Raw genomic sequence first — 19921 nt, forward strand, 5'->3', positions numbered from 1 at the left:
CTGAAGGACGGGCGTCTTGTTGAACTGGCTCCGGGCAACCAGGAGGTGCCACTCTCGTGGCAGATTAATTTTATCCGCCTTAGACAGGCTTGCCGCGTTATCGAGGTAGCGCGCCGATATTGCTTGGCTAAATTTGGGAGACACCGAACGCAATTTCCTCCGCTGGACTTTATAGTTGCAAATTTGCTCTCCATATCCACGATCAATGGTTGGGTTGACGGGACGTTCTTCTTGCAGCACGCAGGCGTCCGGGGTCACACGCCGTCCGCTCTGTCAGAGAGCAAAGTGGAGGTTTTTTAATTGCGAGTTGCCACAGATACTCGGCTTGACCTCGTGCGAGCGCGATCCTGAAATGAGTTGCCGCTCGCGACAATATCGATTGGAGTCCGAATGTTCGACAAGAAATCTAACTATGATGAGATGATTGGTGCGTCTAAAGCCTTGGGAAAAGTTATTCGCGAGATCAGGGCGGCCTGGCTTGAAGCGTTTGGGGCGGAAATGGTCGTCGGTGGCGCGACACCAAGTGCGCGGTTCGACGATCTGCTCGCGCAATTGCGCACAAAGTGGACAGGAAAACGTGACCGGGAGCGCCTGATCGAAGCACTGGACATCGAAGAGCTTGGTACGGCGACTTCAGACATCGAGCAGGTGGTGGAGTTTGTTTCCGATGCAACCTACTTGCGTAACGTTGATGACCTGACACCCAACCAGGTTCTTTCCGCTATGGCCGCAGTCGCCTGGAATGAGAGTTCCGACGATGGTGCGGTCGAGGTCGAACTCGCGAGCTTCCTGCGGGCTGTCATCAAAAGAATCTTCGGCGATAATAACCTGAAGGGCCGCATCAATATCGGCGCGAACCGCCATTTCCCGCGGCTGTACCAATGGCTGACGGAATATGCGGAGCAGACAGCCTGGGAGGGTGGATCGGGTCTCAAGATCCGCAACATGTCCGGTCGCGGTCGTGTCGCGCTACATCCACGTGACCCAAAGCTCCTCAAGGTCGTCATCAATCGCGCCTTCCTCTAGATAGTCCTTCCCTTGCCTGTCGCGAGGGGGCGTTCGAAGGATGGTCGAACAGCGACGCAGGGTTAGCCCATCTGGGATGCCGGGTCAGGCATACCTAAGGGTTATCGGGCCGATTCGCGTAAAAGTCCCGCACCATGGCATTCAGTTCCTGGTCTCTCGCGACCTCCAGCCGTGCCCAAGAATCGTGAAATTCTCTTAGGTTGAATGGTAACAACTCGAGATCGCTGGCGATCAACGGGTCCGACGGCTCGCGGCTCACGCTGACCTGCCTCGTGCACGATGCCAGTTCACCGTTGACTCGGTAATCGATCCGGATTGTCGGTCCAGCGGTGAGGTAGCGTGGCAACAGCGCCGCCGTCAAGATCCGCACAATGGCAGAAATCTGCCACTCGTGTGTAAAGGATGAGCCGACTTCCACGACCCCGTCGGGCGACTGCGCACGCAGATCGTCCCAATGGTAGCGTGCGCGGAAGCTCAAGTTGAGATCGACCGGCATCGTGCCGTTTTTCGCAAGCGGCACTTCGCGACCAGACACCGATAAGGATATCGAAAGGGCGCTCTTCACCAGATGAAAGTAAGGACTTTCGAGGCCAAGATGCTCGTCGACCAGTGCCTCCCACCGCGGATCCTCCACATTACTCTCCAGGGTCCTATCGAAGCCTATGATGATATCCGGCTCGCCCAGGTTCGTCATGAATACTTGGCCGGTAAGGTCAGTAACGACATACCCAATTGTCGTGGGGAGGAAGCGTGCGTAGCCCCTGTCGTCCCGACGCGGCAAGGGGATTATCTTTGTCAAGTAGTCCATTTCCAGTCTGGCCGCGGTCGACCTCCTGCAGGCGTCCGTCATGACGCAGATTTCCCTTTCCGTCTGGTTAGCGCTTTCGATTTTGGGGTGCGTGCCCCACAGCGGCTCGACGCTGTCGTGGACATGATGGGGAACTATACGGACGACTTCGACCTTCGGAACGGCGGGGGTGATTTTTAGATTTTGCAGGGGAGGCGAAAGACCAGCAGGCAGCGGGACATTTGACAGAAGGCGCACGAGGGTATCCCTGTTGAGCTCTCCCGCATTGGTCGCATAGGTCGCGGCAATCCGCAGCAGGCCCGCCCAAAGGTCTTTGGCACGATCGCGATCGGTGGGCGAGAGAAATGCGCTCAGTCGTTGGATAAGGAGATGCTCGTATCCCGAGTCGTCAGAGCTGAAGTCGTAAGTCTGTATCCGAAAGCGCCGAAGCAACCGCCAAACCGACGTATCATCGTTGCTTGCGCCGGCTTTGCCGAGGTTACTTCTGAACGTCTTTACGAAGGATCGCATCTTTTCATTTGCGACGCCCGGCGTTTCCAGCTGCTGCATGAATGGTTCGGCGCTTTCGAAACTGCGAGCCCAGTTCAACACATCAATGCAAGACCAGATCGCAAGCGTCCGGTCGACAGCGACGGCTAGCCCGTGATGTAGTCCTTTCGAAGTGAGACTTGCAGCTGAGGCCATTTGCTTGGTCAGCTTCTTGAACTGAACGTCGCTCGGGGAGAACGACATCGTCCGTTTCGCTTGTATCTCCAGTATTGCTGGCCGGTTGTCGCGATCGGTCGCATGGATCACGATATCATCCAACGCAAAGCCCGCGGTCGCGCCTTGAAGCTTGATCTTGACGAAGGTCATGCCAGGAAGGTCACGGGGCTCGTCCCCGCAAAGCATGCCGACCAGATAGCTGGCGGCCACCTTGCCCTCGAAACTTTGACCGCCTGGCCCCGTCCCTGCTGGTGAACTACCCATCACAGTGCTCCCTCTTCATCGCCGTCTTGCGGCATTGTGCTGCTTACGCAGATGATCGCGGCTCTCATTGAGTCAATTGATCGACGGCAGTTCGTGGCTTCTGGGTTTCGCTCGGCTCACCAACTGACGAGATTCGGTTGGCCAGAGCGGCAAATTACCGCGCCAGCGTGCAAAACGAGAGATCACTCCCTAAGCATTGTGTCGCTCGCACGAACGGCGACGTTCTTCGGGGCATAGGACTCGATAAGCACGTCTGGCGTAGAGTCGCCTCCAACCGTCGCCCCCCCAATGTGCACGGCAACAAGGGCGACGCTCGTCTCCTCGAACGATATCAAGGGTGCGCCGCTCGTCGTTCCGAGGGACTGACATGTATGGCCGTAGTTGATCGACGCATCGAAAGCAAAAGCTGACGCTTCCTGAATCGTGATCGGCATGGCGAGGCACGTAGGCGATTGATCGGTCACGAAGGCTTCTCGCCAATCCCCCGTTTTAAGTAGGTCGTCGTCGTCGGCCATGGGAAGGTTGAGAAGGCGTGCCTTCATCAACATCGAATTGACGATCATCCGCTGGAAGCCTGGCATCTGTACCCGCTTGATGGCTGCGATTGGCCTCAGCCCGACAGCTTCGACATCAGGAAGTGACTGCCCAGCCGCGAGCGTCAGCACCATCGTGTCGTTTGCTGTCACAAGCCGGCCCGAGCGTGGAATGGCCGCGATGGCTTCGGCCACGGTCTCATACCGCATATCAGGGGCCCGCTGTACCGAGATGACATCGTAAGACGGAGCGCGGTTCGTCGTCCGATAAGGAAAAAACAGCAACTTCCGTTGACCGGCGGCCCCTGTTTTGACGCCGTAGAGACAATGTTGCGCCGTCAGTATCCTGGTCGGTGATAGCAGCATGCCGCTGCAGATAATTTGCAGCCTAGCCTGTGCATTCTCGAGGTATTCCGTCGCCAGAACGCCAACATTGTTCGCTGCCTTGCTGTTGCCAAATGTGGTCTGGTCGCCGTAACATTGTTGACGAAATGTCTGGTATGCCCCCGAGCAGACCGATGCCTGCGCCAGCTGAGCCTTGCTCAAGGCAACCGGTGGACTTTGCCAGGACGGAAACAGGCACGCCGCCTCGAAAAAATCGATCCGATCACCGGGCACCAGTCCGAGACCCATCACCGGCGCCGACCGCAATACACGAATGGCATCACCGCAGGTCTTCTGGCGGAGCGCCTCCCCTTGCGCGTTCAGAAAATCCAGGGGTGGTCGCTCTGTCGGTGGTAACCGTTCAGCGCGTTTGCGGATCATGTCGTCAGCGACGTCCGGCTGGACTTCGAACTTGTCGACGCCACCCGGCATCTTGAACAAGACCCGACGGACGCTGTTGTCACTCGACAGTGCCGGCGCCTTCAACGTCGGATCGGCAAGTATCACAAACGATCCCTGCCAGTCGCCTTGGAAATCAAACCGGCTCACCCATGTGGCTTGTTTCGAAATCGTCGTGTCAGGCATTGAAAACATCGGATCGCCAGGAATGAAATTCGACTGGCCGTTCAGGAGGAAGGGTCGCGATTCCTGTCCATTCTGAATGCGAAACTGCTTGTTGCCGGGCACGTCCGCCCCATTGCGACCTATGCCGAGCGAAGAATCCTGAGGATAACCTTTCCCTGGGCTCGCTAAGAGTAAGACTAAAAAGAGTAATATCGAAGTCTTAACTCCCTGATTAGACATCGAAAATACTCTCCCTTTTGAAAGAAGCAGACCGACGTTCAACTATTGCCGGAATGCAATTTATGCGCTCTGTATTTCTGCAATACAAGCGGGGAATATTTGAACGATGTCTAATAACCTTTGCCTTGCGTTGGTCAGTATTACTGTGCCATTTATTCTGATCGTGAGCGGTTGCTCCGTCGTCGATAGCACCGATCTTCAGACAGGCTCCGTTACGGAGACGCGGTCTTCTGTGGGAACCTACGCCCTGCCGCGCCAACTTCTGCGCGTGACGAAGTCAGCCAATAATCGGATCGACTTTTCGACCGTGACTGTGACGGACCCTAAGGCGACGTTCCAGATGGGGGCACTGCTCAGCGCGTTTTCCGACGATGATGTGCAAGTCGACTATCAGGATGGTATTCCGGGAGGCCTCCTGGACAAGGTTTCGACGACGACGGCGGATCGCACAGGGGATATCATCACGCAGTTGGCGAAAACCGTTGCCTATCGTGCCGGTGAAACGGCCCCGCAACCTCCACCGCCAGAGGTGTTGCTGGAATATGATCCATTTAAGCCGGATGAGGCGAGAACTGCACGGGAAGTGCTCAAGACACGTGCCGACATGTGCATCGAAGTCGAGATCACCGAAAACGTCTGGTCGGGTTGCGACCCTGCCTCGCAGGCGGCCTCGCCTTCCTATCTCCTGCCATCGCAGCGGGACGGAATTTACTTCCGGCGTGCCGCGCTCCATCGTGTCAGGGTAAAGGAAGGCGGCAAGTTTACACGGCAGTTCAATATCGCCTTCGCGAACGATCAGCCGATCCAGAAGCTGAACATCGACCGGGCTTTCCTGGTCCAAAACAAGGCCACGATCGACTTCAACAACGGAGAACTGATCTCCGTCCACAAGGTGAAGCCTTCGGAAGCACTGGCCGTCGCGGAGCTTCCGCTTGAAGTGATCAAGGCGGTCATAGCGGCCCCAGTCGATGCCATCAGTGATCATAAGAAGCTGCAGGACGCGAAGGCTGAATATTATAAGTCGGTTGCCTCCCGGATTCAGGCTGAGGGTGCCATTCCGGCCAATGAGCGTCTGGACAGAACTGGCGTTGCAGGTTTCCGACAGGGCGGGTTCCAGGACACAGCGCGTCAGCAAGAGCTTTGCGATGACATTGGAATCCGTTCGGCAGAGCGGTGCAGTTCCTACTGGAGCCAGTGATGCTGCGCTCCCTTCTCTTGGCCTTGCTCTATCTGGTCGCGTCGACGGCCCAGGCCGAACGATTGAAATCGGGCGAATGGCCGGCGAACGTGCCAGGTCCGCAATTGTCCGGGGGTGTCGGAGCCGAAGTTGTCGGTGGCGCGCCTTCGCCCGAACGCCGAGTCGTCGCGATTACCTATACGAGCAACGCTGGCAAACGAATGCTTTGCAGCGGTCTCTGGATATCCTTCAGGTTCGTGGTGACAGCGGCGCATTGCACCTGTGAGGGTCAGGATTTCATGGTCACAAATGAGAGCCCCCTCATTACTTCAGGCGCGGGTCCGACGCCGTGGGTTGGGGCGAAACTAACGTCTCGCTACAGTTCAGCAGTCTGCAGGGGAGAGGCTCCACTGGGTGGTGATCTCGCCTTGCTAACTCTTCAAGGTGATCTGCAGATCGATCCTGGCCAGAGAACCTGTTCAGCCTACACAAGCCTCGACAGCGTTCCACTGCTGTCCGCGATCGCGAATGCCCGTAGCGAGGTCACGATCTCGGGTTACGGTTTTGATGGCGGCCGCGCTGGTTCATCAGGCATCCGCAGGGAAGCGAGGGCACGGATGAACACGCCGTACTGCACCGAGCGCATGGCACAATGGCTGGGCTGCGCCCCTCTCCGAGAGTTCATTGCAGGTGCAGGCGGGTCGCGCGCTGACACCTGCGCAAGTGATAGCGGTGCACCGGTGTTTCGAAGAAGCGGTGATAATGAGTTCGTTGCGGTTGGTATCGTCTCTCGCGCCCTTCCCGTCAGCCAGCTTTATGGCCCACCAGGCTATTGCGGGTCAGGCGGAATCTATACGACGCTGGGACGGAAATCTGTGCTTTCTTGGCTTAGGGCGAATGGCGTTGCGCAAAATGGCAGCTGCGGGCCGGCGACGCGGTGAGATAGCGCGCGCTCATTGGGGAGGGCGCGCTGGCTGGCCGAGCAGTTCCATCTCCGCAGGGCGATGACGAACGAGGAGCGAGAGCTCGCAAAGCGTGGACGAAGAAAAGTGTGCCCTCGGCGAGCGGGGTCCGGCCTGGTGGACGGCGGATAGGATTTCAACCGACACCTTGTCATGAACCCGCCTTACGCCGACCGGTTGAACCTTTTCATATCCGAGGAACTGCATCATGACTGGGGAAATTAGACGAACCAGAAAACTCATTGTCGCGCCGAGAGCTCACCCTAGCCCGACTCCATTCATAACCAATCTGCGCTTAGCGTTGTCGAGTCGGGCCGGACAGAGAAATCAAAACCAGCGAATATCGATAGCAATCCACAGAGATCGAACGTCCAAAATCCGAACTGCGGCATTGTTCATGCGTCGTTCGGCCTTAGCGTACGATTTCGGACTGCTCTTGTTCTGACCCCGAGAAAGGAGGTTTGCCCACTAGCATCCTTTCCGCTGGACATTCAGCTCATATTTAATTTATAACCATATGGTTGGAAATAAATTGGATGAAATGATGGGCAGGAAGCGGGTTATCGATCAGCAGGCGGTTCTTGATGCGGCGGAACGGGTTGTCGGTCGTGATGGGGCGGCGAATCTGACGGTTGATGCTGTCGCCAGGGAGGCGGGTATCAACAAGGCGAGCGTGCTTTACGACCACAAGTCCAAGCAGGCCCTTGTCGAAGCCGTGGTGGACCGCGCGTTCGAACGCGACAATGACCATCATACCGGGATTGAAGCGCAGATCGCTGTTGTCGAGGACAAGGCCATCCGTGGGCGTATTCTTGCCGCTGCTGCCCCGCCGCCGGAGGAGTTCAGGGCGGTTGCGCTGAACCTCAGTGCCGCGCTTGCGCTGGATGCCGGGCTGCGTACCAAGATGCAGGATAATCAGGCCCGCACCATTTCCCGCATCGAGGCCACATCACCATCGCCGCGTGGTGCGCTTCTAGCCTATCTGGCGCTGGAGGGGCTGAAATTCCTCGAACATCTCGATTTCCACCATTTCCCGCGTGAAGAGCGCGACAGGCTTCTTCGCGAGATCAACTGGCTTGTAACAGCGCAACCGGGTGAGAGCGATCTTCCCGAGATCGCCACGAGCTGACCCTCCCAGGACACAGGTGAATAACATGACTGACAGCATTGCCGCACAGGACGCGGCCACGGATAAACTCGTTCCGTTTCGACGGATCTTCGTAACGGGCGCTAGCGGCTATGTCGGCCGCAACCTAATCCGCCATTTTGTTGCGCGGGGTGTCGAAATCTCCGCGCTGGTGCGCAGTGAAAACGCGGCAGAACTGGTTCGGTCGCTGGGGGCGAAACCGGTCATCGGCGAACTTTTCGATCCCGCTTTGTCTGCCGGCATGGCGGGCTGCGATGCGCTGATCCACGCCGCCGCCGATACCGACCATGGGCCTGCCAGCGAAAAACAGCGACGTGTGAATGAGGACGGCACGCGTGCGGTTCTCGATGCGGGCCGTGCCGCCGGCATTCGCAAGGTCATTCATCTCAGCACGGAATCCGTGCTCGCCACCGGCAAGCCGCTCGTCAATGTGGATGAAACGATGCCATTGCCGCAAAGACCGGCAGGCGGGTATTCCCGTACGAAGGCGGCGGCAGAGCGCCTCGCTCTAGCTGCTGACGGGCCGGACTTTTCTGTCGTGGTGCTGCGCCCGCGTTTTGTCTGGGGCAGGGACGATACGACTGCCCTTCCAGCGCTGACGCAGGCGGTAAAATCCGGCAAGTTCGCTTGGATCAGCGGCGGAACCTATCTGACCTCGACCACCCACATCGCCAATCTTTGCGCCGCCGTGGAACTGGCGCTTGGCCGTGGCCGCGGTGGCCAGGTCTATTTCATTTCGGATGGCGCGCCCGTGCCGTTCCGCAGCATCGTTTCAGCGCTGGTGGAAACCCAGGGGCTTGCCGTTCCTGAAAAGGTGGTGCCGCGTGCCGTCGTTCGCACCGTGGCGACCATTGGCGATATTCTGGCGGAAATATCTGGCGGCAGGATTGTTCCGCCGCTGACAAGGCAGGCTTATGCGACCTCGGCTGTAGAGGTCTCGTTCGATATCGGCAAGGCGCGGCGGGAGCTGGGATACGGGCCGGTGATCTCAAGGGAAGAAGGGCTGGCGGAACTCAGAGCCGCTCAACACTGATAGTCTTCAAGGCGCGGCGCGTCATCGGGCTTGCCCGCCTTGATCCAATCCACCTTGCTACGCAGGAACGACAGGGCCGCATCCAGTGCGGCCTTGCGCTCTTCCAGCCTGGCTATCTGCGATTGCAGCACCTCGATCGTGCGTTCTGACGAATGTTCGCCGGCGCGATATTCCTCGTTCAGCGCGAGAATCTCGCCCAGCGAATAACCCAATGTCTGCTGCAACCGGATCATACGGGCGGCCATCACATCTTCCCGGCGGAACATCTGGTAAGGATTCGAGCCGCCCTTGGCGCTGCGCTCCGGTTTCAACAGTCCCTTGGCGATGTAGAAACGGATCGTATCGACCGGCAGATCAGTGGCTCTGGCAAACTCCGAAATCAGCATGCGTCAACCCTTGACTATGGACTACACTCCATACTTATAAGGCATGCTTGTCAAAATGTGGAGACCCAATATGACAAGTGAAATCACCTCTATGCGGCAGGTACAGCTCGGACAGACAGGCCCCCTGATCGGCGCCCAGGGCCTTGGCTGCATGGGCATGAGCGAGTTCTACGGCGAAACGGACGAAGCTGAATCCCGTGCCGCGCTGGAGCGGGCGCTCGAACTGGGCGTGACGATGTACGACACGGCCGACATGTATGGCGTGGGTTCGAACGAAGAGTTTCTGGCACCCTTTATCGCCGCCCATCGTGATCGGGTCACTATCGCCACCAAGTTCGGCTATACGCGCACGCCTGAAAACCCCAACGACTGGAGCCTCGACAACCGTCCGGAATTTATCAGGATAGCGGTCGAACGCTCGCTGAAGCGTCTCGGCGTGGATGTCATCGACCTCTACTACATGCACCGTCGCGACGGCGTCACTCCTTTGGAAGAGTCGATCGGTGCCATGGCTGACCTGGTCAAGGAAGGCAAGGTGAAGTGGCTCGGCCTCTCGGCCGTCAGTGCCGAGGAGTTGCGGGCAGCGCACGCCATCCATCCGATTGCCGCCCTGCAGTCGGAATGGTCAATCTTCACCCGCGATATCGAGCGGGAAATCGTGCCGACCGCGGCGAGCCTAGGCATCACCATCCTCCCCTATTCGCCGCTCGGCCGAGGTATGCTGACAGGTCAGGCATTCGCTGGGAGCCTATCTGGAACGGATGCTCGCCAGCATTTCCCGCGCTTCTCCGCGGAGAACCGCGAGGCGAACCTTAGTCTGGTGGCAAAGATCGAAGAGATTGCGTCGGCCAAAGGCGTGACCCCGGCACAGCTTGCCCTGGCATGGCTCTATGCCAAGTCCAGCTCGCTGAATGCAAAGACCGTTCCGATCCCCGGCACACGCAAGCGCACAAGGCTTGTCGAGAACCTCGCGGCAGTTTCGATCGAACTTACCAACGACGAGGTCGCTATGCTGGAGCCGCTTGCTGCGGCAGTGCAAGGCATCGCCGTGTAAGACACTGCGCGGCCGCTGGCCGCGCACCTTCTTTCAAGCTCTTGAGGGGACATGAACCGTCGACCCGCTCGTCAACTGAGGGCATTCGCAATAAATTTTCGTTACTGGCCAAGCACTTGAATAGTCGCCCGCCTGGAACACGTCCCCAAAAATATTGCTCATCACTCGAGACGACCCGAGGTAAAGGGCTCGCTGCAGATAGCAAGCTAGCGCCGTATCCTCACGAAGATACCGGATGTGCCGGCGTTCGTCCTCGGTGTTCCAGAGAACGAGCACATGCTTGCAATCGGTCGTCTTGTAGGGGCCGTCCACCGTATTAAGATAATCCTGCGACTAGATCATATCCTCGATCACCTCGAGATTGGTACTCTCGGCAATCAGGTAAATGTCGTGATCCCTGCCGATGGTCAGGAATCCTCCGTTCGGTTTTTGCTTGGCTATATTGCAACGGCGTCATCCCCAACGTCCTCTTGAAATATTTGGTCAAAGCGGCCTGATCGTAAAAGCCGGATTTGAGCGCCACATCAGATATAGGCAGGCCGCGGCCAAGATCCCTTTTGGCGTTCTCGACACGAGCCTGGATAATGTAGGCATGTGGTGTCATTCCGATTGTGCGTTTGAAGAGCTGCACAAGCTGATACTGCGACAACGTGAGTTGAGAGGCGATCCATTCGACTGATGGGATGGCGTCCAAATTGGAATGAACGATCTCGACGGCCTTTTTCAGAAGGGCCTGATCGCGCGGAAAATTTGGAGAGTGGGGGTGCGCACGTGTCCTGCTACTCTTTTGGTAGAGCATACCAAATGCAGATATCAGTCTCTCTTGGGACAGGAGCGGATCAGATTGGCTTTCAAGCGTGTGGTGCAATTGCAAGAACGACTGGACAAGGGCTCGATCGCGTAAGGCGACCTGCCCGAAGAACACCGGCCCTTCCACACCGAGACCGGCTTGAATCGTCGCCAGTGCCGGTTGCTCAAGATAAAACGAACGGTAGCGCCAACCACAACTCCTTCCCATGCGACCTGCTTGGACTTCGTTCGCATTGAAGACAAGTAGAGTTTCTGGCGACGCCTCCTCAGTGAAGCCTTGGCTCTGGACGATACTGCCTCCATCCTCGGTGACTGCGATGACCAATTCGTCATGTCGGTGAGGCGGATATTCGTGGGTTGTCAAGGCGGCTTGCATCAGACTTAAGCCGGGAACCGACCGATCGAGCCAGAAGCGTGTGGAATTCGACAGGTCCTTGCGCGCCATTCTTATGCTCCTTCAATCGTTGCACGGGGCATTACAGGGCCATCGCATCCCGCAACGGCGATAGTCACAAGCGCCTGAACCAGATTCTCGATTGAGGAATTGTCGGGCGGCGTCGGTTGGATCAGCAGCTTGAACCAGACAAAGCTCGAGAATAGGTCGCTAATGAAGTCGGGATCGACGCTGCGGCTCGCCTGGCCGCGCTCTTGCGCCCGGCGTACGATTGCACCAACGATGCCTCGCCTCGGTTGGATGTAGATCTCATGAAGCTGACGCATTGCGGCTGGGTCGCTCTGAGCCTCCAGGACCAGTCCTGACAGAATGGTCGCGGCAGGTGTATCGTCGTAGATTGCCAGCAGCTTCCGTGTCATGACCGACAAATCGGAAACCAATTCTCCCGTATCCTCAGACAGATGCAGCGTATCAGCGAGCTGACAATAGACCTCGACATAAAGTGCAGCCTTGTTCGGCCACCATCGGTAGATCGTCTGCTTCCCAACGTTAGCAGAAGCTGCAATCTTCTCAATCGATACAGAGAGATATCCACCTTCCTCCGCCAACTTTGTAGCGGCGGATAGGATCGCGTCGTGAGATCGTGCTGACCTGCGAGCTCCCCGTGGAGCCGAGTTTGTGATCGACGTTGTTGCCTGCATCAGTTCATCCACAATACGAGACGAACCGTCTCGTATTTATTTATGCTTTGCCTGAATAACGTTGTCAATTGACCAGTCGTTTAAGGCTGTGAACCATGCCCATGAGGTCGGCATCGCCACGACGATCCCATGAAAACGGCCGCTGACGGGATTGGCTCTGAACCTCGATTTTTACCAATATCGACCGGCCCGCATGTGGTTGGCTTCCTCCTCGAAACAGGAGAATACCCATGCGCCAGCCATTTTATCACGCCAATCCGAACCAGCTAGAACTCGAGACGACAATCGTGGACAGCCGTCCGGGCCGTGTGGTGCTGGAGCAATCCCCGTTCTTTTTGGGGGGTGGAGGGCAGCTTCCTGATCTTGGAAAGCTCGTGCATCGAGGCGGTGAGGTCGAGGTCTCGGGCTTCGAGCATGATCAGGAGCGTGTCTGGCACATTCTCGCCGACCCTGCATTGGAACTCGCAGATGACGTGAGAGCGGAAGTCGATCCTGAGTTTCGCCGAATGATGCAGATCTTGCACACGGGTAGCCATGTGCTCAACGCCCTCGTCTTCCAAGAGCTCGAAGGGGCTTTGGTGACAGGAGCACAGCTTGCCGCTGACGGGAGCGTGCGTCTTGATTTCGATCTGCCCGAAGTCGACAACGACCGACTGAGGGCCATGGAATCGCAGATTGCCTCCGTCATCAAGAAAAATCTCCCTGTTCGGGCACGATACGTAACACTCGCTGACGCGGAGCAGACGCCCGGCCTCATCAGATCGAAGTCGGCGACCCCTCCCCCGAGTGACGACGGTTTCATCCGCATTGTCGAGATCGAGGGCCTCGATGAGCAGGCTTGTGGCGGAACGCATCTCGAGAGCACCGGGCAGTCACCGGCTCTCCGCATTTTGAAGATCGACAACAAGGGGCGTCACAATCGCCGGGTTCGTCTTGGGATCGCATCGTGAGGGTCTGTCGATGCGCACTGCGATAAATTCACTGACTTCGGCGCTCTGGCAAAGTCCCCGTATCTTGCTGCCGCTGCCTCCTCTCTTCTGGGCCATAAACCTTCTTATTGGCCGCGCATTTGCTGCAAACCTTCCACCGTTCGGCCTGACGTTCTGGAGGTGGGCCGTGGCATCCGTGATCTTGGTTCCGATAGTCTGGGTGACCCTGAAACAACACCGAGAGGCGCTCCGCTCCTGCTGGAAGCTCATACTTGTCTGCACGGTCAGCGGTTTCATCTGCTATCCGGTTCTGAACTATTTTGGCCTGCACACGACCCCTGCGGCAAGCGCCTCGATATTGAACTCGACCTTGCCATTGATGGTGCCTCTGTTTGCGTGGCTTATCTCAGGAGATCGACCATCCGCACGCGTGGTCGGCGGTATCCTGATTTCGTTCGTCGGGGTGATCTGGATCGTATCACAGGGACACCCGTCGCGGGTGCTGGAGATCGGCGTCAGCCGTGGCGAGCTCCTCGTTCTCCTCGCCGTCGCCGGGTATGCGTTTTACTCAGTGTGCTTGCGTTTTCGACCTAAGGGGCTTCCCGACATGGCGTTTCTCGCTGCCATGAGTGTTGGCGCATGTGTCATCTCGATGCCGCCATGGATCGGCGAAGGACTGACCGGTCAGCATTTCCCCCTCGCCACATATTCGGTGCTTTCCGTTCTTTTCATAGGAATCTTCGCGTCGTTGCTCGGTGCGGCCTTCTGGAACCGCTGCATCGATCTGCTCGGCCCTAGCGTCACCGGGGCATCGTTTCATCTGATGCCCGTCTATGCCTCAGCGCTCGCGCTCATGTTTCTTGGTGAGCCGATCCACACCTTTCATCTCATCGGCATCGCGCTGATTTTGATCGGTTTTGCAATCGCCGTCCGGCTCAAGCCGCGCCCAGCTGCCCCCTCTTCAAACTGAAAATAGGAAAAAACAGAATGGAACTCTTCCAATCGAAGGATTTTGATGCCCACGAGCAGGTGGTCTTTGCAAGCGACCCCAAGCATGGCTTCAAGGCAATCATAGCGGTCCACAATACGCGCCTCGGACCGGCGATCGGTGGATGCCGCATACGAACATATGAAGACGAAGCCGAAGCTGTGACGGACGTTCTGCGTCTTTCGAGAGGCATGTCCTATAAAGCTGCGGTCGCTGGCGTTCCCTTCGGCGGCGGAAAGATGGTCGTCATTGCAGACCCCCATACGGAAAAGACCCCCGAGCTTTTGTACTTCATCGGCCGCACGGTGGAACGCCTGGGCGGTCGCTACAAGACTGGTGAGGACGTCGGTACCACCGTCGCGGACATGGTCGCTATCAGGACAGAAACAACCCATGTCATGGGCCTGCCAGAGGACATGGGCGGCAGTGGGGATCCGTCGCCATCAACCGCCCTCGGTGTGTTCGTCGGGATTGAGGCCGCCGCACGGCATCGCCTTGGGGTCGACAATCTGTCTGGCCTTACGGTCGCTGTTCAGGGTCTTGGCAATGTCGGCATGAACCTGTGTACGCTGTTGGCAGAGGCTGGTGCGCAGCTCATCGTTGCCGACACACGCGCAGAACGGGTCCAGGAAGCGGAAACGCGATTTGGCGCCAAGGTCTCGAATGTTGATGACATCTATTCGGCGGACGCGTCCGTCTTCGCTCCCTGCGCATTGGGTGCTGTGATCAACGAAGAAACCCTCGCCGTTTTGAAGGCAAAGGTGATTGCCGGGGCAGCAAACAATCAGCTTGCGCGCGAGAGCATCCACGGAGAAGCCCTGAGCCAGAAAGGTATTCTATACGCGCCGGACTACGTCATCAACGGCGGCGGTATGATCCAGCTCGCTTACGAAGTGGCTGGCTTCGATCGCAATGAAATCGAGCCGCGCGTGCGCCAGATTGCCAATACCTTGCAGGAAATCTTCGAACGCGCAGACGCGCAAGGGGTGCCGACCCACATCGCTGCTGAAGCGATCGCGAATGAGAGGCTGGCAAATGCCTGAAGCTTCAGAGCGTAAACATCTCGCAACTGCGATCAACTATCTTGGCAAGCTCGTGAGCTTTGACACGACATCGAGAAATTCAAATCTGCAATTGATCGAGTGGGTTGCTGAGACCCTCAAACCCACCGGTGCCATTCTCCGGCTGACATACGACGACAGCCGCCAGAAGGCCAACCTCGTTGCGAGCTTTGGACCCGCAACTGCCGGAGGCATTGCTCTGTCAGGGCATGTGGACACAGTCCCCGTTGATGGACAGCAGTGGTCAACAGACCCATTCGCGTTGCAGGAGCAAGACGGCCGTCTGTATGGCCGAGGGGCAGTCGATATGAAAGGGTTTCTCGCCTGTGCCCTTTCTGTCCTGTCGGATTGCAATAGTGGGGCATTCTCAAAGCCACTCCATCTTGCCCTGAGCTACGACGAGGAAGTTGGCTGTTTCGGCGTTCCCCATCTGATCGATGGAATGATCGCGGATGGGCTCAAGCCTGGAATGGTGATTGTCGGGGAGCCCACGGAAATGGGGATCGCCGATCGACATCGCGGCTACCTCGGCTTTCGTGCGCGGTTCCACGGCCAGGCCGCACACTCCAGCGACCCGAACAAAGGCATCAATGCGATTGGCGCAGCCGCCCGCCTGGCAACTGAAGTTCTCCGCCGGCAGAGCTCCGGTGAATACCGTGAAGCCGGCACGACTTTCAACGTCGGGATCATCTCCGGCGGGACCAACACGAACATCATCCCCAGTAGCTGTGATGTGCATTGGGAGATGCGCCCTGGGGTGATGACGGATTTCGAGGAATGCAGGCTGTCAGCGCGGGAGCTCGTAAACGGCGTTCGTGGATCGACGACCTGTGAGCAGGACGAACTCATCGGCATTCCCCCTCTTCGACCATTCGACGAAAATCCGGCGATTGCGCTGGCGTTGAGCGCTGGAGGACATCTCTTGCCAGAGGGGGTCCCCTTCGGAACGGAGGCTGGCTACTTCCGAAACGCAGGCATCGCCACCGTCGTTTGCGGTCCCGGCTCGATACTTCAGGCACACAAGCCAGACGAGTGGATTGCGATCGACCAGATTGAGAAAGGGATCCGGTTCATCCAGCAGATCAGCAAACGCCAGCAGAGCTAAACCAACATCTAATAAAAAAGGGAACAACAATGTCTAACTGGGAAAAGCCTCCGACCTCGGAGAGCAAGCGTCGCGCCGTGATCGCAGCGACGATCGGCAACATGCTCGAAGCTTACGACTTCGCGGTCTATGGTTTCTTCGCGATCATCATATCACGGCTCTTTTTTCCTGCGGGGAATGAAACGGTCTCCCTCTTGCTAACGGTTGCGACCTTTGGCGTCGGCTTCATCATGAGGCCGGTCGGTGCGATTGTCATTGGCAGCTTTGCCGACCGGCGGGGACGAAAGCCAGCGCTGACACTGACGATCATGCTCATGGCGATCAGCACCGCTATGATCGGTTTCGCGCCAACCTATAGCGACATCGGTATATTCGCCCCGGCGATCATCGTGCTTGCTCGTCTCATTCAAGGCTTTTCAGCTGGTGGCGAAGTCGGGAGCGCTACGGCTTTCCTGGTTGAGCATGCTCCACCCGGCCGGCGTGGCATTTTCGGCAGCATGCAGCAGGCGGGCCAAGCGGGCGCGCTACTTATAGGCTCGTTATTTGGTACGCTCATCACCGGCTCGATGGCGCCTGACATGCTCGAAAGCTGGGGATGGCGTCTTCCGTTCATATTCGGCATCCTCATCGGCCCGGTCGGCATGTACATCCGCTCTCAGACCGAGGAAGGCGCCGAGTATGCAAAATCCAAGGAAACCGCCCAGGGCTCTCCTCTTATGAAGGCCCTACGCACACATCGGGCCTCGGTTTTGACCGGTTTCGCAATCACGATTCCGTGGACCGTGTGCACATATTTCTTCCTTGTCTTCATGCCGACCTATGCCGTGCGGGAATTAGGCTTCGTTCAACATCAGGCCTTCATTGCAAACAGTATCGGTCTCGCCCTGGTTCTGGTTCTGGCGCCCGTTTTCGGCGCCCTGTCGGATCGAGTTGACAGAAAGCTGCTCATTATGTGCGGTGTGGTAGCTATGGCCATTGCTGTCTATCCCGTCTTATCCTTCCTACGCGAAAGCCCGACGCAGACCAATCTGATTATATGCCAGGCGCTATTCGCTGTCCTCATCGCGTCGTTCACAGGACCCGCTCCAGCCGCCATGACAGAAGTATGCCCGCCGGAAATCCGATCCACGGGTGTATCAATCGCCTACAGCTTTGCCGTCACCATATTTGGCGGCTTCGCCCCCTTTATCACCACGTGGCTAGTGAGTGCCACGGGACAGGCCCAAGCACCGGCGTGGTATATTGTCGGGACGGCTATCCTAAGCTTGGCCTTGCTCCTGACAGTCAATCCGCCTCGAAACGCCATACACGTGTAAAAAGTACTCAGCGAGTGGTGGCTTTCTCTGCCACTCGCCGACCTTAGCGCCCAATGCAGTGCGAGACAGCGGCGAGCGGCTGAAAACTCCAGCTCTACTTTTACGCCTTGAACCAATTCGAACTACCGACGCGCAGTTTAACGGACCGAACGCTTTGATCTCTAACTAGAATCCTACCGCGCCAGTCTTAGCAGGACATTGTGAGTGCCTCCGGAAAATGTAGCTACCTGTGGCCTAGGCGGAAGGCATGACGCCGATCTCTCCATCCACCTGGAAGAGGGTGACTGGGACCATCAAGGTCCGGGCAAGATCGAGTGCGTGGTTTTGTGCAAGGTTGAGATCGTTCGGCATGGTCTGCTCCATCCGTTGGCGGGGCCGATCCCCGCGCGTTGGCGCCCGTTTGATCCGGACCCGACCGCGGTCACCTCGGCGGCGTAGCCAGAGAGGTCGCAGCTCGCTCGCGAACCCCCTGCGGGTTGACCGTCCAAGGACGGGACTGGATTAGGGATGCCAGACAAGAGAGCGGGCATCGGAAGCGCTGATGGGCGGTGCATCATTGCGTTCGGCCTGAATTGCCCTGCCGCTTGCTGATCACGCAACCAGCAGGTTCCGATACAATGAAGGTGTTGGACGGTTGCTGCTTGTGGCTTTCCGAAAGGGGAATAGTGCAGCAACGCTCGATGGTGTCAGACCGTCGTCGTCATCGAAAGCTTGAAGGGAAAAGACTCGCGCGCAAGGCGTTACCCGGGCTGTGGGGGCGTCATTCTAGCCATGCGCAACGATCGCGAACAACACATCCTTATGTTGCACTCTGTTCGTTGATTTCAGTGTTGATTCCCAAGCAGCCATGGACATCAAACACTGACCAATATTTAGATATAAAAATTGGTCAGTGTGAGCGTGTCAATTGCAAGTGACCAAAATTTGTATATAATCTTCGGTCAGAAGGTAGGATAGCTATGCCGGATCCCACATCGGACACTCTCGAACACATTCACCAAAGGATTGAAGGCGCGGCGCCCTCGGGCGTCTGGTCGCGCGCCGATTTCCTGGATATCGCGTCGCCGAACGCCGTCGAAAAGGCGCTGCAGAGGCTGACAAACCGCGGCGATATCCGCCGACCTCATCGTGGTCTCTATGACAAGCCGGGTATCAGCCAACTGAATGGCAAAATGGTGTTTCCGCCGCGCGCCTCTTTCATCGATGCGATCGCACGACGCGACAAGCTGCGTGTGTGCGTCGACGGCATGACAGCTGCCAACGATCTTAGCCTGACGACGGCAGTTCCGGCCCGGTCCACAATCTATGCGGACACATACCCTCGAACCATCGAAATCGAGGCCAATGCCGGCGACACGCATGCCGTGAAACCGGTCATCTATATCCTGGACTTCAAGCGCATTTCGGCGAAGACCGCTTTTTGGGCCGGCCGGCCGGCGATGCGGGTGATCCAGGCCCTCCACTGGTTTCGCGATGAGCGATCCAATCTGGAGACCGCTGTCGATGGTATCGTCCGTTACCTGGAACGAAGCCCCCACAGGCAACCGATTGTCGAGGATCTGCGCGAAAACATCAACGCCATCCCTGCCTGGATGTACCAGGCGATAGAAACGATAACACGCGACCCGCGGCCCCCGGTGGATGAAGACACTCCAACGGGTCAGGATGGGAAGGCTGAACATGCGCCAGAGCTTCATTGACGTCCTTCGCTCAAGCGCTGACGAGCGGAGAGCACTATTCGCCCCCGCGGCCTCCGATCTGGAAACGCGGGCCGAGAATATCGAGAAGGATCTCTACGTCTGCTGGGTGCTCGACTTCCTGTTCAACCGACGGAGGGACGATGCCATTGGCCTCTATTTTAAGGGCGGGACCAGCCTCAGCAAGGCCTATAGCCTGATCCAGCGTTTTTCCGAGGACATCGACATCGGCATCTACAAGGGGGACCTGAAAGTTCCGCTTGAGGCCGATATCGCCGCTCTCCCCTCTGTCAATCAACAACAGAAGGCTCTGGCCGAACAGGTGGACGAGGCAGCACGGAATTATATCTCCGGGCCACTCAAGCGTTTGCTTGAGGAGGAAATCGCCGTGGTCGAAGGAGAGATCGGACAAACGGGACATTTTTCGCTCGGCTTCGGGTACGATCCCTACCGGAAGAAGGAAGCGCTCGACGTTTTGGTGCTGGGATACAGAAGCGTCTTTGATACCAGCGGCGGCTATGTCGAGGCGGCGGTGCGCATCGAAGGCGGCGCACGCCCGGATCCGGTGCCAGCCGAGACGCGGCAGATCGTCCCCTACATCGCATCCGAAATGCCGGCCGGTTCGGATCTCACGATC

At 57.6% G+C, this 19921-nt stretch carries 19 protein-coding genes; 13 read left to right on the forward strand and 6 right to left on the reverse strand.

What is annotated here, in order from left to right; all coding sequences use genetic code 11:
- A partial coding sequence (locus T18_RS27290) for a hypothetical protein (protein ID WP_210187544.1) occupies positions 1 to 258 on the reverse strand: 258 nt, incomplete at its 3' end.
- Positions 259 to 390: 132 nt separating this feature from the next.
- Between T18_RS27290 and T18_RS23415 the strand changes: the two genes are divergently transcribed.
- Positions 391 to 1026 carry a hypothetical protein gene (locus tag T18_RS23415; RefSeq protein WP_038496472.1) on the forward strand — a complete coding sequence of 212 codons (636 nt, stop codon included), beginning with the start codon at positions 391 to 393 and terminating at the stop codon, positions 1024 to 1026.
- A 94-nt stretch (positions 1027 to 1120) separates the two neighbouring features.
- On the opposite strand, the gene T18_RS23420 is transcribed toward T18_RS23415, so the two are convergent.
- Both T18_RS23420 and T18_RS23425 read right to left on the reverse strand, forming a co-directional pair.
- Complete coding sequence (locus T18_RS23420) at positions 1121 to 2803, reverse strand: hypothetical protein (protein ID WP_038496469.1); 1683 nt, start codon at positions 2801 to 2803, stop codon at positions 1121 to 1123.
- A 182-nt stretch (positions 2804 to 2985) separates the two neighbouring features.
- Positions 2986 to 4407 (reverse strand): trypsin-like serine protease, encoded by a 1422-nt coding sequence (locus T18_RS23425; RefSeq protein ID WP_158319044.1) that lies wholly within the window; start codon positions 4405 to 4407, stop codon positions 2986 to 2988.
- A gap of 223 nt (positions 4408 to 4630) precedes the next feature.
- Between T18_RS23425 and T18_RS23430 the strand changes: the two genes are divergently transcribed.
- From T18_RS23430 to T18_RS23445, 4 genes are all read left to right on the forward strand, one after another.
- Complete coding sequence (locus tag T18_RS23430) at positions 4631 to 5722, forward strand: hypothetical protein (protein ID WP_139322529.1); 1092 nt, start codon at positions 4631 to 4633, stop codon at positions 5720 to 5722.
- Complete coding sequence (locus tag T18_RS23435; RefSeq protein WP_038496463.1) at positions 5722 to 6642, forward strand: trypsin-like serine protease; 921 nt, start codon at positions 5722 to 5724, stop codon at positions 6640 to 6642. The genes T18_RS23430 and T18_RS23435 overlap by 1 nt, the downstream gene beginning before the upstream one ends.
- A 562-nt stretch (positions 6643 to 7204) precedes the next feature.
- Positions 7205 to 7792, forward strand: coding sequence for a TetR/AcrR family transcriptional regulator (locus T18_RS23440; protein ID WP_205756812.1), 588 nt, complete (start codon positions 7205 to 7207; stop codon positions 7790 to 7792).
- Positions 7793 to 7817: 25 nt separating this feature from the next.
- Positions 7818 to 8843 carry an NAD-dependent epimerase/dehydratase family protein gene (locus T18_RS23445; RefSeq protein WP_046205648.1) on the forward strand — a complete coding sequence of 342 codons (1026 nt, stop codon included), beginning with the start codon at positions 7818 to 7820 and terminating at the stop codon, positions 8841 to 8843.
- Here T18_RS23445 and T18_RS23450 read toward each other — a convergent pair.
- Complete coding sequence (locus tag T18_RS23450) at positions 8834 to 9229, reverse strand: MerR family transcriptional regulator (protein WP_038496461.1); 396 nt, start codon at positions 9227 to 9229, stop codon at positions 8834 to 8836. The two genes, T18_RS23445 and T18_RS23450, sit on opposite strands and share 10 nt — an antisense overlap.
- Before the next feature lie 70 nt (positions 9230 to 9299).
- Here T18_RS23450 and T18_RS23455 point away from each other — a divergent pair, with 70 nt between their 5' ends.
- A complete protein-coding gene (locus T18_RS23455) occupies positions 9300 to 10283 on the forward strand; it encodes an aldo/keto reductase (protein WP_038496459.1) in 984 nt (327 codons plus the stop codon).
- A gap of 316 nt (positions 10284 to 10599) precedes the next feature.
- On the opposite strand, the gene T18_RS23460 is transcribed toward T18_RS23455, so the two are convergent.
- On the reverse strand, positions 10600 to 11538 hold the full coding sequence (locus T18_RS23460; RefSeq protein ID WP_051489740.1) for a helix-turn-helix transcriptional regulator: 939 nt from the start codon (positions 11536 to 11538) through the stop codon (positions 10600 to 10602).
- A gap of 2 nt (positions 11539 to 11540) precedes the next feature.
- Positions 11541 to 12188 (reverse strand): TetR/AcrR family transcriptional regulator, encoded by a 648-nt coding sequence (locus tag T18_RS23465; RefSeq protein ID WP_051489739.1) that lies wholly within the window; start codon positions 12186 to 12188, stop codon positions 11541 to 11543.
- Positions 12189 to 12418: 230 nt separating this feature from the next.
- Between T18_RS23465 and T18_RS23470 the strand changes: the two genes are divergently transcribed.
- From T18_RS23470 to T18_RS27915, 7 genes are all read left to right on the forward strand, one after another.
- Complete coding sequence (locus T18_RS23470; RefSeq protein WP_038496456.1) at positions 12419 to 13138, forward strand: alanyl-tRNA editing protein; 720 nt, start codon at positions 12419 to 12421, stop codon at positions 13136 to 13138.
- A 10-nt stretch (positions 13139 to 13148) separates the two neighbouring features.
- Positions 13149 to 14087 (forward strand): DMT family transporter, encoded by a 939-nt coding sequence (locus T18_RS23475; RefSeq protein WP_046205647.1) that lies wholly within the window; start codon positions 13149 to 13151, stop codon positions 14085 to 14087.
- A 17-nt stretch (positions 14088 to 14104) separates the two neighbouring features.
- Positions 14105 to 15148, forward strand: coding sequence for a Glu/Leu/Phe/Val family dehydrogenase (locus T18_RS23480; protein ID WP_038496453.1), 1044 nt, complete (start codon positions 14105 to 14107; stop codon positions 15146 to 15148).
- Positions 15141 to 16271 (forward strand): acetylornithine deacetylase, encoded by a 1131-nt coding sequence (gene argE, locus T18_RS23485; protein WP_038496451.1) that lies wholly within the window; start codon positions 15141 to 15143, stop codon positions 16269 to 16271. The genes T18_RS23480 and argE overlap by 8 nt, the downstream gene beginning before the upstream one ends.
- A gap of 29 nt (positions 16272 to 16300) precedes the next feature.
- Positions 16301 to 17587: an MFS transporter gene (locus tag T18_RS23490; protein ID WP_038496448.1), complete on the forward strand. Its 1287-nt coding sequence runs from the start codon at positions 16301 to 16303 to the stop codon at positions 17585 to 17587.
- Between the two features lie 959 nt (positions 17588 to 18546).
- Entirely contained in the window at positions 18547 to 19287 is a 741-nt protein-coding gene (locus T18_RS23495; RefSeq protein ID WP_038496445.1) for a DUF6088 family protein, read from the forward strand.
- On the forward strand, positions 19268 to 19921 hold a 654-nt coding region (locus T18_RS27915; RefSeq protein WP_323455259.1), incomplete at its 3' end, for a nucleotidyl transferase AbiEii/AbiGii toxin family protein. The genes T18_RS23495 and T18_RS27915, both read left to right, overlap by 20 nt.

The organism is Rhizobium sp. TBD182 (assembly GCF_001950375.1).
Classification (GTDB): Bacteria; Pseudomonadota; Alphaproteobacteria; order Rhizobiales; family Rhizobiaceae; genus Agrobacterium; species Agrobacterium tumefaciens.